The 13,950-nt window shown below is 63.5% G+C and carries 12 protein-coding genes; 9 read left to right on the top strand and 3 right to left on the bottom strand.

What is annotated here, in order from left to right:
• The first annotated feature begins 137 nt into the window (after positions 1-137).
• The 8 genes from ABIE33_RS08465 (at position 138) to ABIE33_RS08430 (ending at position 8,666) form a co-directional block, all read left to right on the top strand.
• On the top strand, positions 138-1,019 hold the full coding sequence (locus ABIE33_RS08465) for a carbohydrate ABC transporter permease (protein WP_025425258.1): 882 nt from the start codon (positions 138-140) through the stop codon (positions 1,017-1,019).
• Complete coding sequence (locus ABIE33_RS08460) at positions 1,016-1,897, top strand: carbohydrate ABC transporter permease (RefSeq protein ID WP_429123824.1); 882 nt, start codon at positions 1,016-1,018, stop codon at positions 1,895-1,897. Before ABIE33_RS08465 ends, ABIE33_RS08460 begins: the two co-directional genes overlap by 4 nt.
• 4 nt (positions 1,898-1,901) lie before the next feature.
• Positions 1,902-3,017, top strand: coding sequence for an ABC transporter ATP-binding protein (locus ABIE33_RS08455; protein ID WP_429123822.1), 1,116 nt, complete (start codon positions 1,902-1,904; stop codon positions 3,015-3,017).
• Between the two features lie 8 nt (positions 3,018-3,025).
• A complete protein-coding gene (locus tag ABIE33_RS08450; protein WP_429123820.1) occupies positions 3,026-4,525 on the top strand; it encodes an FAD-dependent oxidoreductase in 1,500 nt (499 codons plus the stop codon).
• The gene (locus ABIE33_RS08445; protein WP_429123818.1) at positions 4,522-5,301 is read left to right on the top strand and encodes a 3-ketoacyl-ACP reductase; all 780 of its coding nucleotides are present in this window, start codon (positions 4,522-4,524) and stop codon (positions 5,299-5,301) included. Before ABIE33_RS08450 ends, ABIE33_RS08445 begins: the two co-directional genes overlap by 4 nt.
• Positions 5,302-5,407: 106 nt before the next feature.
• Positions 5,408-7,063 carry a GMC family oxidoreductase gene (locus ABIE33_RS08440; RefSeq protein ID WP_429123816.1) on the top strand — a complete coding sequence of 552 codons (1,656 nt, stop codon included), beginning with the start codon at positions 5,408-5,410 and terminating at the stop codon, positions 7,061-7,063.
• 8 nt (positions 7,064-7,071) lie between these two features.
• Positions 7,072-7,389: a Dabb family protein gene (locus ABIE33_RS08435; RefSeq protein WP_429123814.1), complete on the top strand. Its 318-nt coding sequence runs from the start codon at positions 7,072-7,074 to the stop codon at positions 7,387-7,389.
• A gap of 5 nt (positions 7,390-7,394) precedes the next feature.
• On the top strand, positions 7,395-8,666 hold the full coding sequence (locus tag ABIE33_RS08430) for a glycerate kinase type-2 family protein (protein WP_429123812.1): 1,272 nt from the start codon (positions 7,395-7,397) through the stop codon (positions 8,664-8,666).
• Between the two features lie 180 nt (positions 8,667-8,846).
• On the opposite strand, the gene ABIE33_RS08425 is transcribed toward ABIE33_RS08430, so the two are convergent.
• The gene (locus ABIE33_RS08425) at positions 8,847-10,184 is read right to left on the bottom strand and encodes an aspartate aminotransferase family protein (RefSeq protein ID WP_429123810.1); all 1,338 of its coding nucleotides are present in this window, start codon (positions 10,182-10,184) and stop codon (positions 8,847-8,849) included.
• Between the two features lie 149 nt (positions 10,185-10,333).
• Between ABIE33_RS08425 and ABIE33_RS08420 the strand changes: the two genes are divergently transcribed.
• On the top strand, positions 10,334-10,882 hold the full coding sequence (locus ABIE33_RS08420) for a cupin domain-containing protein (RefSeq protein WP_065794728.1): 549 nt from the start codon (positions 10,334-10,336) through the stop codon (positions 10,880-10,882).
• A 274-nt stretch (positions 10,883-11,156) separates the two neighbouring features.
• On the opposite strand, the gene ABIE33_RS08415 is transcribed toward ABIE33_RS08420, so the two are convergent.
• Together ABIE33_RS08415 and amaB are read right to left on the bottom strand one after the other, a co-directional pair.
• The gene (locus ABIE33_RS08415; RefSeq protein ID WP_429123809.1) at positions 11,157-12,389 is read right to left on the bottom strand and encodes a pyridoxal phosphate-dependent aminotransferase; all 1,233 of its coding nucleotides are present in this window, start codon (positions 12,387-12,389) and stop codon (positions 11,157-11,159) included.
• 9 nt (positions 12,390-12,398) lie between these two features.
• Positions 12,399-13,931 (bottom strand): L-piperidine-6-carboxylate dehydrogenase, encoded by a 1,533-nt coding sequence (gene amaB / locus ABIE33_RS08410; protein WP_429123807.1) that lies wholly within the window; start codon positions 13,929-13,931, stop codon positions 12,399-12,401.
• Positions 13,932-13,950: the final 19 nt, after the last annotated feature.

The raw sequence follows: 13,950 nt of genomic DNA, 5'->3' as shown, positions 1-13,950 counted from the left end.
CCATTCTGACATGCAAGCGTCTTCGAAGCGCCGCGTCCATCGCGGACGCAAGGGGGGCGGTTTGATACAAAGAACCTGCGCGGATGCCGATACCAGGGAGTTTCCCGACGGCTGAGCGCCAGAAGTGGTGAACGTTCATGGATAACCGCAGTCGATTGCAGGACCTGATACCGAAGCTGGTCCTCGCCCCGAGCTTCGTTATCGTCCTGATCTTTGTTTATGGCTTCATCGCCTATACCGGCTTCCTGTCGATGACGGACAGCAAGATGCTGCCGTCCTACAATTTCGTCGGTTTCAGCAATTATCAGAAGCTCTGGGCCCTGCCGCACTGGTGGCGGGCGGTGAGCAACCTGGCGATCTTCGCCTCGCTCTACATCGCCATCTGCTCGGTGCTGGGGCTTGGACTTGCGATCCTGCTCGACCAGAAGATCCGGGCGGAAGGTTTCCTGCGGCCGATCTACCTCTATCCGATGGCGCTGTCGTTCATCGTGACCGGCACGGCCTGGAAGTGGTTTCTCGATCCCGGCATCGGGCTTGAAAACACCATGCACCTCTGGGGCTGGGAGAGCTTCTCGTTCAACTGGATCAAGGACCGTAACTACGCGATCTATTGCGTGGTGATCGCCGCCGTCTGGCAATCGACCGGCTTTATCATGGCAATGTTCCTCGCCGGCCTGCGCGGCGTCGACAACGAGATCATCAAGGCGGCGCAGATCGATGGCGCACCGACATCGACGATCTATCGCCGGATCATCATTCCCTTGATGCGGCCGGTCTTTCTCTCTGCCTTCGTCGTTCTCGCGCATCTGGCGATCAAGGCCTACGACCTGATCATCGCTCTCACCGGCGGCGGGCCGGGCCAGGCGACCGAACTGCCGGCGACCTTCATGTATTCCTATACCTTCACCCGCAACCAGATGGGCATCGGCGCCTCGTCGGCCATCATCATGCTGGTGATGATCTTCTCCATCATCGTTCCCTATCTCTACTCCGAAATCCGCGGAGGAAAACGCCCATGAGCGCCCCCAGCCCAGACAATGTCATCTCGCACAACCGCCTGACGCGGGCGCTGATCTACACGGCGCTGATCGTTTTCGCGCTCTATTCGCTGCTGCCACTCTACGTGATGCTGGTCAACTCGCTGAAGCCGCTCGATGAGATCCGCCAGGGTGGCATGCTCAACCTGCCGCAGACCCTGACGCTGGAACCGTGGCTTTCCGCCTGGTCGACGGCGCAGATCGGGGTTCAGCCGACAGGCCTGAAGCCGTTCTTCATCAACTCCATCCTGATGGTGGTGCCCGCCGTCGCGATTTCGACGATGATCGGTGCGCTCAATGGCTACGTGCTGACCAAGTGGCGTTTCCCCGGTGCCAACATCTTCTTCGGCATGCTGCTTCTGTCGTGCTTCATCCCGTTCCAGATCGTGCTGATCCCGATGGCGCGCGTGCTCGGCATCATCGGCCTAGCCGGATCGATCTGGGGGCTGATCTTCGTCCACGTGATCTACGGTCTCGGCTTCACCACGCTCTATTTCCGCAATTATTATGAAGCCTTCCCGACGGAACTCGTGCGTGCGGCGCAGATCGACGGCGCCAGCTTCTTCCAGATCTTCTGGCGGATCCTGCTGCCCTCGTCCGGCCCGATCATCGTCGTCTCGGTCATCTGGCAGTTCACCAATATCTGGAACGACTTCCTGTTCGGGGCATCCTTCTCCGGTGCGTCCTCGACGCCGATGACGGTGGCGCTCAACAATCTCGTTTCGTCGTCGACCGGGGTCAAGGAATACAACGTTCACTTCGCAGGCGCGATCCTCGCCGCCCTGCCAACGCTCATCGTCTACATCGTGTCCGGCCGCTACTTCGTCCGCGGGCTGATGTCCGGCGCCGTGAAAGGATAAGCCCATGTCTTTCCTCAAAATCAGCAACCTGCGCAAATCCTACGGCTCGCTCGAGATCCTGAAGGACATCAATCTGGAGATCGACGAGGGCGGGTTTCTCGTGCTCGTCGGTCCGTCCGGCTGCGGCAAGTCCACTCTGCTCAACACCATTGCCGGTCTCGAGCCGATCACGTCGGGGGAGATCGCCATCAACGGGCGGTCGGTCGCCGATCTGCATCCGTCGAAGCGCGACATCGCCATGGTGTTCCAGTCCTACGCGCTCTATCCGAACATGACGGTTGCCGGCAACATCGCCTTCGGCATGGAAATCCGTGGCGTGCCGAAGGACGAACGCGAGAAGGCGATCAAGCAGGTCGCCGACATGCTGCAGATCGGCCATCTGCTCGACCGTAAGCCGAGCCAGCTCTCCGGCGGCCAGCGCCAGCGCGTCGCCATGGGCCGCGCGCTCGTACGCAATCCGCAGGTCTTTCTCTTCGACGAACCATTGTCGAACCTCGACGCCAAGCTGCGCGTCGACATGCGTACCGAGATCAAGCGCCTGCACCACCGGATGAAGACGACGATCGTCTACGTTACGCACGACCAGATCGAGGCGATGACGCTGGCAACGAAGATCGCGGTTTTGAAGGACGGCGTGCTGCAGCAGTTCGGAACGCCGGCCGAGATCTACAACAACCCGGCCAACATGTTCGTCGCCGACTTCATGGGCTCGCCGGCCATGAACCTGTTGACCGCGCGCATCGAAAAGAACGGCGCCGATGTCGCCGTCACGCTGGCGCGCCCGAACGCCGAACCGATGAAGCTGACGGTGCCCCATGCCAGCGGCGCTCTCTCTGGCTATGCCGGCAAGGACGTCGTCTTCGGCATTCGTCCGGAAGCGCTGACCGATCCTGATGGTGCCGACCGCAATGCCAAGGCGATCGTCGAGGGCGAATGCCTGATCGAGGTGGTCGAGCCCGCGGGCTCGGACACCTTCGCGGTGACCCGTCTCGGCGGCAAGGAAGTCGTCGCCCGCCTGCGTGCCGATGCGCGCATCGCGCCCGGCCAGACGTCGCAGCTCGCTTTCAATCTCGACAAGGCGGTGTTCTTCGATCCTCAGACGCAGCAACGGATCGCGTGACCTGAGCCATGCCGAAAGAGCCGGATATCGTCATCATAGGGTCGGGGATTGGTGGGTCGACCATTGCTGCCGGGCTCGCCGGCTCCGGTGCTCGCATAGCCATACTCGAGCGCGGCGAGCGTCTGCCGGACACACCGGAAGCGCGCAGCTACAGCTCGATCTTCGTCAAGGGCCATTTCCGGCCCAAGGAGATGTGGCGCGAAGCTGATGGCACGGAGTTCAATCCGGGAAATTTCTATTTCGTCGGCGGCAATTCCAAACTCTTCGGCGCGGTGCTGTTGCGCTACCGTGCTGAGGATTTCACCGAGATGCAACATCTTGGCGGCGTTTCGCCGGCCTGGCCCTTTCCCTATGAAGAGCTGGAGCCGTGGTACGGCAAAGCCGAGCAATTGTTCGAAGTGCGCGGCGAATTGGGTCAGGACCCGACGGAGCCGTTCCACGGCTCGCCCTATCCTCACGGTCCAGTGCCGGACGAGCCGGCCATTGCCCGCGCGCGCGCCGAACTGAAGGCGCAGGGGCTCAATCCGGCGACATTGCCGCTCGGTGTCGATATCGACACGTGGCTTTCCGGCGGACGCACGCCATGGGACGGGTTTCCCAACACCGGCGAGGGCAAGAGGGATGCCGAGACCGCATCGCTCGCCAACGCGCTGAAGGACCCCAATATCGAGCTGATCACCTCTGCGCATGTCGACACGCTGGAAGCAGGTCCGGGTGGCCGGATCGAGGCGATCCATTACACCCATAGGGGCGAGAAGAAGCGCCTTTCGCCCAAACTGGTGATCCTGTCGGCGGGCGCGATCAACTCGGCCGCCATCCTGCTGCGCTCCGGCGACGGCAAGGGGCTCGCCAACGCTTCCGACCAGGTCGGCCGCAACTTCATGAACCACAATTGCAGCGCCATGCTGGCGATCAATCCGTTCCGGCGCAATGACAGCATCTACCAGAAGACGCTGATGCTGAACGATTATTACCTGACCGGCGGCAGGGACGGTTTGCCACTCGGCAATGTCCAACTGCTCGGCAAGATCAACGGTGACATCCTCAAGGCCAACGCGCCGGTCTGGGCGCCGCGCTTCGCATTCGACTTCATGGCCGGTCATGCGGTCGACTGGTACCTGATGACCGAGGACCTGCCGAACCCGGAAAGCCGCATCATGGTCGACGGCAAGGGCATCATCATGCAGTGGCGACGCTCGAACATGGAGGCGCTTTCCGGGCTTGAGGCGAAGATGCGCGCGCACTTCAAGGCTGCAGGCTATCCGCTCGTGCTTTCCCAGGCCTTCGACAAGCGCACGCCGTCGCACCAGTGCGGCACGGTCCGGATCGGCACCGATCCTCGGCAAGCGCCGCTTGATGTCCATTGCCGCGCCTTCGATCATCCGAACCTCTTTGTCGTCGATGCCGGCTTCCTGCCGACCTCTGCCGCGGTCAACCCGGCGCTGACCGTGGCGGCGCAGGCGCTGCGCGTCGCCGACCATATCGTTGCGAAGGAGCTGAGCGCATGACGACATCAACGCGTCCCGTGGCTGTTGTTACCGGCGGTCGGCGCGGCATCGGGCTCGGCGTTGCCCGTGCGCTGGCGCGTGACGGTTTCGACATCGCGCTGACTGGCCTTGGTGCAGCAGACCAGACGACGCAAGCCACACTGTCCGAGCTGTCGACACAGGGCGGCCGAGCCATCTACCTCGAGGCCAATCTCGCCGATGTCGGTGCGCATCCCGCAACCGTGGCCGGCATCCGCCAGGCGCTTGGCCCGATCCGCTGCCTCGTCAACAATGCCGGCATCGCCTCCGTCGCGCGCGGTGATTTTCTCGATCTGCTGCCGGAGAATTTCGACACGATCGTCGCCACCAATCTGCGCGGCACGGTGTTCTTTACGCAAGCCGTGCTGCGCTCGATGCTTACAGATGGTCCCGACGCGACACCGCGCTCGATCATCAACATCACCTCGGTTTCGGCAAGCATGAGTTCGACCGAACGGCTCGACTATTGCATGACCAAGGCCGGCCTTGCCGCCTTCAGCCAGGGGCTTGCCTTGCGGCTCGCCGATACCGGCATTTCCGTCTTCGAAATCCGGCCGGGCATCATCCGCTCCGACATGACCGCCGGCGTTTCGGCGAAATACGATGCCTTGATCGACGGCGGCCTGGTGCCGATGAAGCGCTGGGGCGAGCCGGAAGACATCGGCAACATCGCCGCCGGGCTTGCCAGCGGGAAATTCGCCTTCGCCACCGGCTCGGTCATCCAGGCAGATGGCGGCCTGTCGATCGGACGACTCTAGGAAAAGTGCAGGGCAGTCAGGGGCTCGCAAGGGCGAGCGCGGTTTGAGTTTATCACGTCGGAAATTTGGATCGTTCCAAATTCCGTGCCGTGGAGGAAGACAGGCAATGACATACGACTATATCATCACCGGTGCCGGGCCTGCCGGCTGCGTTCTCGCCAACCGCCTCTCCGAGGATCCTTCGGTCCGCGTCCTGTTGCTGGAGGCGGGCGGCGGCGACTGGAACCCGCTATTCCACATGCCGGCCGGCTTTGCCAAGATGACCAAGGGCGTCGCCAGCTGGGGCTGGGAGACGGTGCCGCAGAAGCACATGATGGGCAGGGTGCTGCGCTACACCCAGGCCAAGGTCATCGGCGGCGGCTCGTCGATCAATGCCCAGCTCTACACCCGCGGTAATGCCGCCGACTACGACCTCTGGGCCTCCGAAGACGGTTGCGCCGGCTGGGATTACCGCAGCGTTCTTCCCTATTTCAAGCGCGCCGAAGACAACCAGCGCTTCGCCGACGACTATCATGCCTATGGCGGTCCGCTCGGCGTCTCGATGCCGGTTTCGACCTTGCCGATCTGCGACGCCTATATCCGCGCCGGCCAGGAACTCGGCATTCCCTACAATCACGATTTCAACGGCCGCCAGCAGGCGGGCGTCGGCTTCTACCAGCTGACGCAGCGCAACCGCCGCCGCTCGAGCGCGTCGCTCGCCTACCTCTCGCCGATCAAGGACCGCCGAAACCTTACCGTCCGTACCGGCGCGCGCGTCGCCCGGATCGTGCTTGAGGGTACCCGTGCCGTCGGCGTCGAGGTGGTAACAGCGAAGGGACGCGAAACGATCCGGGCGGAGCGGGAGGTGCTGGTCTCCTCCGGGGCCATCGGTTCGCCGAAGCTGCTGCTGCAGTCGGGTATCGGGCCTGCGGATCATCTGAAGTCGGTGGGCGTGCCGGTAAAGCACGACCTGCTCGGCGTCGGTGGCAACCTGCAGGATCACCTTGATCTCTTCGTCATTTCCGAATGCACCGGCGACCATACCTACGACAACGTCGCGAAGCTGCACCGGACGCTCTGGGCCGGCCTGCAATATGTGCTTTTCCGCTCCGGCCCGGTGGCATCGAGCCTGTTTGAGACCGGCGGCTTCTGGTACGCCGATGCGGATGCGCGCTCGCCGGATATCCAGTTCCATCTCGGCCTCGGCTCCGGCATTGAGGCCGGCGTCGCGCGACTGAAGAACGCCGGCGTGACGCTCAATTCCGCCTATCTGCATCCGCGCTCGCGCGGCACCGTCAGGCTTTCCACTGCTGATCCGGCGGCTGCCCCGCTGATCGATCCGAACTATTGGGACGACCCGCACGACCGCAAGATGTCGATCGAGGGCCTGAAGATCGCCCGCGAAATCATGCAGCAGGCAGCACTCAAGCCCTTCGTCCTGGCGGAACGTTTGCCCGGCAACACTGTCGTCTCCGACGAGCAGTTCTTCGACTATGGCTGCGCCAATGCCAAGACCGATCATCACCCCGTCGGCACCTGCAAGATGGGTACTGACGCCATGGCCGTCGTCGATCTCGATCTGAAGGTGCGTGGACTGGAGGGCCTTCGCGTCTGCGACAGTTCGGTCATGCCGCGCGTTCCCTCTTGCAACACCAACGGACCGACGATCATGATGGGCGAAAAGGGCGCCGACATCATTCGCGAGCGTCAGCCCCTGCCGCCGGCGATCTTCGCCCATGAACGAAACGATGCCCGGCCGCGTGCCCGCGCCGATATCCGCTGAGGAAAATCATGATCCGTCACTGTGTCTTCATCCGCTTCCGCCCTGAAATTTCGGCGGATGAAAAAGCCTCGATCTTCGCCGAGATCGCGGCGCTGAAAAGCCGGCTTCCCGGGCTTCTGGCAACCTATGCCGGCGCCAATGTCAGCCCGGAAGTCGGCATGGACAAGGGGTATTCGGAAGGCTTCATCGTCGACTTCGCCGATGCTGCTGCGCGCGACGCCTATCTTGACGACCCGGAGCACCAGCAGACCGGCGCAAAGATCGTTGCGGCCGCACAAGGCGGCGTCGACGGCATTTTCGTCTATGACCTCGAAATCCCGGGCTGAAGACGATGGCGGTCTTCGAAGCGCGCCCCTTTCTCACCACCCTTTTCGAAGCGGCCGTGCGTGCTGCCGACCCCTATGAGGCGATCCGCGCGCATTTGCCAGAAAAGCCGAAGGGACGAACGATCGTCGTCGGGGCAGGCAAGGCCGCAAGCCAGATGGCCGCAGCCTTCGAGAAACTGTGGGATCATCCGCTGACCGGCATCGTCGTTGCGCGCCACGGCCCGATCGAACGCTGCGAGCGCATTCGCGTGCTGCAGTCCGCCCATCCGGTGCCGGACGAGGCCGGTCTCCGGGCATCGGAAGCGCTGCTCAAGCTGGTGGGAGGTCTGAGCGCTGATGATCTGGTCGTCGCGCTGATCTCCGGCGGCGGGTCTGCACTGCTGCCGGCGCCGCCCGATGGTTTGACGCTTGCGGACGAGATCGCCGTCAACAAAGCCTTGTTGGCATCTGGCGCGCCGATTTCTGCGATGAACGTCGTGCGCAAGCATGTGTCGCGCATCAAGGGCGGACGCCTGGCGGCAGCGGCAGGCCCGGCGCGTCTGGTCACCCTCGTCGTGTCCGACGTTCCCGGCGACAACCCCGCCTTCGTTGCCTCCGGCCCGACGGTGCCGGACGGCTCGACGGCGGATGAGGCGCTGGAGATCGTCGGCCGCTATCGCATGGCTCTTCCCGATGGCGTGATGGCCCACCTGCGATCCGACGCCGCTCGGGCGCCTGATCCGTCCGATCCGGTCTTCCGCCGGCACGCGTGCCATGTGATTGCGTCGGCGAGCGTCTCGCTGGAGGCTGCTGCCAGGAAGGCGCAGGAACTGGGCGTCGAGGCGTGCATTCTTTCGGATGCGATCGAAGGCGAAGCACGCGATATCGGCCGCATGCATGCGGCACTCGCGCGTGAGGTCGCGCTGAAGAACCGCCCCTTCGAAAAGCCGGTCGTGCTCCTGTCCGGCGGTGAAACGACGGTGACGATATCAGGCAAGGATTACGGCAGAGGCGGGCGCAACAGCGAATTGCTGCTGTCGCTGTCGCTCGATATCGACGGTGTGCCGGGGATCGATGCGCTCGCCGCCGATACGGACGGCATTGATGGTTCGGAAGACAATGCCGGCGCCTTTGCCGATGGCGGCAGCGTAAGTCGCATGCGGGCTGCCGGCGCCGATCCGCGCGCGCATCTGGCGCGCCATGACGCCTGGTCGGCCTTCTCAGCGAGCGGCGACCTTTTCGTGCCCGGTCCGACCGGAACCAACGTCAATGACTTCCGGGCGTTGCTCATCCGCTAGAGCATCCGGCTTTCAGGTGGAACCTCTGAAGGCGGATACGATGCTCTAGAATCAAAACACTAAAGCGCCGTGCATTCGGACGAACGCACGGCGCTTTAGCTAAATCGATTAGCCGGATTCTCACGTAAGACGGGCTTGCGACACCGCCGCCGAAGATCTCGGCGGCAGCGTCGTTTTGAGTTACTTGGCGCGCTTCAGCGCATCGCCGAGGATCGAGACGATTTCGCCGAAGTGCTTTTCTTCGGCGATCAGCGGCGGCGAGAAGGCGATGATGTCGCCGGTGACGCGGATCAGCAGCCCCTTTTCGAAGCAATCGACGAAGACGTCATAGGCGCGGGCGCCGACAGCACCGTCGCGCGACTGCAGTTCGATACCGGCGATCAGGCCGATGGTGCGGATGTCGATGACACCAGGCAGGCCGTTCAGCGAATGCATGGCGTCATGCCAGGCGTCCTGCAACTCGGCGGCGCGGGTCATCAGGCCCTCGTCGCGGTAGATGTCGAGCGTGGCGATGCCGGCGGCGCAGGCGGCCGGGTGGCCAGAGTAAGTATAGCCGTGGAAGAGCTCGATCGCGTTTTCCGGACCGTGCATCAACGCGTCGTGCACCTTGCGGCTGGCAAAGACCGCACCCATCGGGATGGCGCCGTTGGTAAGCCCCTTGGCCGCCGTCACCAGATCCGGCGTCACGCCGAAGAAATCGGTGGCGAAGGCGGCGCCAAGGCGACCGAAGCCGGTGATGACTTCGTCGAAGATCAGCAGGATGCCATGTTTGTCGCAGATGGCGCGCAGCCGCTCGAGATAGCCCTTCGGCGGGATGAGCACGCCGGTCGAACCGGCGACCGGCTCGACAATGCAGGCGGCGATCGTCTCGGCGCCGTGCAGCGCCACCAGCCGCTCGAGATCGTCGGCTAGCTCGGCGCCATGTTCCGGCTGGCCCTTGACGAAGGCATTCTTCGCCGGATCGTGGGTGTGGCGCAGATGGTCGGAACCGGGAAGCTGCGGGAAGACGCGGCGGTTGTTGAGGATGCCGCCGACCGAAATGCCGCCGAAGCCGACGCCGTGATAGCCGCGTTCGCGGCCGATCAGGCGCGTGCGGGTGCCCTGGCCGATCGCGCGCTGGTAGGCGATCGCCATCTTCAGTGCGGTGTCGACCGATTCAGAGCCGGAGCCGGTGAAGAACACACGGTCGAGTTTCTGGCCTTCCGGCCCCGGCGCAATCTCGGCGAGGCGTTCGGCAAAATCGAAGGCGATCGGATGGCCCATTTGGAAGGACGGTGCGAAATCCATCGTCGACAGCTGGCGCTCGACGGCAGACGCGATCTGCCGGCGGCCGTGGCCGGCATTGACGCACCAAAGGCCGGCAGTCCCGTCGAGGATCGTGCGGCCATCGGTGCTGGTGTAGTGCATGCCCTCGGCGGAGGCGAGCAGGCGCGGTGCCGCCTTGAACTGCCGGTTGGCGGTAAAGGGCATCCAGTAGCTGTCGAGTACGGGAGCATTGGGTTTGGTGTGCTGGTTCATGGCATCCTCCTCAAGGTTCGGCGATTGACGCCATGATTTGAATTGCCAAACAAGTCCTTTTCTGATGTCCTTCAAGCCATTGAATTTTATAGGATAGAATTCGCAAAATTGCGGTATTTCGAACAACCTGAACACCTGGATAGACACCCATGAGCGTCGACATCGGAAACCGGCTTCGTCACCTCAGGCTGATGCACAATCTTTCGCAGCGTGAACTGGCCAAGCGGGCGGGAGTGACCAACTCGACGATCTCGCTGATCGAATCGAACGCCTCCAACCCATCGGTCGGCGCACTGAAGCGCATTCTCGACGGCATTCCGATCGGACTTGCGGAGTTCTTTTCCTTCGAGCCGGAGCGGCCGCGCAAGGCGTTCTATGCGGCAGAGGAACTGGTCGAGATTGGCAAGGGCCCGATCTCCTATCGCCAGATCGGCGAAAACCTCTTCGGCCGCAGCCTGCAGATCCTGAAGGAATGTTATCAGCCGGGCGCGGACACCGGAAAAGTGCCGTTGGTGCATGACGGCGAGGAGGGCGGCATCGTGCTGTCGGGGCGCATCGAGGTGACCGTTGACGATGAGCGGCGGATCCTGGGGCCGGGAGATGCGTATTATTTCGAAAGCCGGCGGCCGCACCGGTTTCGCTGTGTCGGGCCGGTGCCTTGCGAGGTGATCAGCGCCTGTACGCCGCCGACGTTTTGAGGGGGCAGGGTCGCATTATAATCAATCAGCCCAGGTGGAGTGCGAGGATGCCCCTCATCCCGCTGCCGCGACCTTCTCCCCGCAGGCGGGGCGAAGGGACATGCGGCGCGCTCCGCCATCCCTCTCGAACTTTGTCGGAACGCATTTTTTCCCGCGAGCCGGCGCGGATAGGAAGACCTGCTCCGCAAGTGGGAGAGGGCCGGAGCTGCACGCTCTACGGCGTGCCCTCTCCCCGCAGGCGGGGAGAGGGTTAGGGTGAGGGGTTACTTCTGTGTTACGAAAGCCGCGCGCAGCCGTCGGCGATGCGCGTAAGTGCTTCCTTGAGTTCCGCTTCCGACGTCGCATAGGAGATGCGGAAGAACGGCGACAGACCGAAAGCCGAGCCCGGAACGACGGCCACGTGGGCATCGTCGAGCAGGTAGGCGCAGAAGTCCGTGTCCGTCTCGATCGTCTTGCCCGAAGGCGTGACCTTGCCGAGCATGCCGGCGCAGCCGGAGAAGGTGTAGAAGGCACCTTCCGGAACCCGGCAGTCGAGACCGCCGATGGCGTTGAGGCCGTTGACGACCAGATCGCGGCGGCGCTGGAAGCTGGCCGTGCGCTCCTTGAGGAAATCCTGCGGGCCGGTCAGGGCTGCCACCGAAGCGGCCTGGCTGACGGACGAAGGGCAGGAAGTCGCCTGGCTCTGGACGACGGCCATCGCCTTGATCAGGTCGCGCGGACCACCGGCATAGCCGATGCGCCAGCCGGTCATGGCATAGGCCTTGGAGACGCCGTTGACCGTCAGGGTGCGGTCTTTCAGGCGAGGCTCCAGCTGGGCCGGGGTGACGAAGCGGAAGCCGTCATAGACGATGTGCTCGTACATGTCATCGACCAGCAGCCACACATGCGGATGCCGCAGCAGCACGTCCAGAAGCGGCCGGTAGTCGTCAGCGCTGTAGGCGGCGCCCGAAGGGTTCGACGGCGAGTTGAGGAGCACCCAGCGCGTCTTCGGCGTGATCGCTGCTTCGAGCTTGTCGGCGGTCAGGCGGAAGCCCGAGGCCGCGTCGCAGGGGATCAGCACCGGCTTGCCTTCGCAGATCTGGACGATATCCGAATAGGAGGTCCAGTAGGGCGTCGGGATGACGACTTCGTCGCCGGCATCGATCGTCGCCATCATGGCGTTGAACAGGATCTGCTTGGCGCCGGTGGCAACCGTGATTTCGTCCTGCTCGTAGGCGAGGCCGTTCTCGCGCTGGAACTTTTCGCGGATCGCCTTCTTCAGTTCCGGCGTGCCGTCGAGCGCGGTGTATTTGGTCTCGCCGCGCTGGATCGCCTCGCAGGCGGCCTGCTTGACGTAGTCAGGCGTGTCGAAATCCGGCTCGCCGGCGCCCAGAATGATGACCGGCTTGCCTTCGCGCTTCATGGCTTGCGCGCGGGCGCCGATCTTGAGGATTTCGGAGACCCCGATCGAGGAGATCCGCGAGGCGGGCTTGAAGCCCGCCTCCTTGACCGTAGCGTTGATGGTCATCGCCTGGTCCTACTCGATGTCGAAGGAAACGCCCTGCGCCAGCGGCAGAGCCTTCGAGTAGTTCACCGTGTTGGTGGCACGGCGCATGTAGGCCTTCCACGAATCGGAGCCCGATTCGCGGCCGCCGCCGGTTTCCTTTTCGCCACCGAAGGCGCCGCCGATTTCAGCACCGGAGGTGCCGATGTTGACGTTGGCAATGCCGCAATCCGAGCCGTCGACGGCCAGGAACCGTTCGGATTCCTGCATGTCGCGGGTGAAGATCGACGAGGACAGGCCGGCTGCAACTGCATTGTGGTCGGCAACAACGGCGTCGAAGTCGCTATACTTCATGACGTAGAGGATCGGCGCGAAGGTTTCTTCCAGAACCGGGCCAGCCTGCTTGGGCATTTCGACCAGAGCGGGCTTGGCATAGTAGCCGTTGGCATAGCCGAGCTCGACGCGCTCGCCACCCGTGACAGTGCCGCCATGGGTCTTGGCTTCGTCGATCGCCTTCTGCATGCCATCGAAAGCCGCCTTGTCGACCAGCGGGCCAACGAGTGCGGTGGTTTCCAGCGGATTGCCGACCGAGACCGAACCATAGGCCTTCTTCAGCCGTGGAACGAGCTGGTCGTAGACGCTTTCATGGACGAACAGGCGGCGCATGGTGGTGCAACGCTGGCCGGCGGTGCCCATGGCGCCGAAGGCGATGGCGCGCAGCGCCATGTCGAGATCGGCCGACGGGCAGACGATACCGGCATTGTTGCCGCCGAGTTCGAGGATGGCGCGGGCAAAACGCTTGGCAAGGCGCGGGCCGACGTCGCGACCCATGCGGGTCGAGCCGGTGGCCGAAACCAGCGGAACCTTCGGGTTGTCGACGAGGACTTCACCGACGGTACGGTCGCCGATCAAAACCTGCGACAGGCCTTCCGGCGCATCGCCGAAGCGGGCAAGGGCGCGTTCGAAGATAGCCTGCGATGCAAGGGCGGTGAGCGGAGTCTTTTCCGACGGCTTCCAGACGACGGAGTTGCCGCAGACGAGCGCCAGCGCCGTGTTCCACGACCAGACGGCAACCGGGAAGTTGAAGGCGGAGATGACGCCGACGACGCCGAGCGGGTGCCAGGTTTCCATCATGCGGTGGCCGGGACGCTCGGTGGCGATCGTGAGGCCGTAGAGCTGGCGGGACAGGCCGACTGCGAAATCGCAGATGTCGATCATTTCCTGGACTTCGCCGAGGCCTTCGGAGGTGATCTTGCCGGCTTCGATCGAAACCAGGCGGCCGAGGTCGGCCTTGAAGGTGCGCAGTTCTTCGCCGAGCAGGCGGATCAGTTCGCCGCGCTTCGGTGCCGGGACGAGGCGCCAGGCCTTGAAGGCTTCATGGGCCTTGTCGATCTTGGCGGCAGCCTCCGCGGCCGAAACCGTCTTCAGGCTGGCGATCTGCTCGCCCGTGACCGGGCTGAACGACGGCATGTCGCCGCCGGTATAGAGTTCCTTGGCGACGCCCATCTTTTCGAGCAGCGCTGCTGCTTCCTTGGTGACGTCGATCTTCTTCGTTGCAATGTTCATGGTCTGACTCCCGTTTTCC

It is taken from the genome of Ensifer sp. 4252 (assembly GCF_050434565.1).
Lineage (GTDB): Bacteria > Pseudomonadota > Alphaproteobacteria > Rhizobiales > Rhizobiaceae > Ensifer.
Note: the sequence above shows the minus strand (reverse complement) of the source record. Positions and strands in the feature narration are given on the sequence as shown.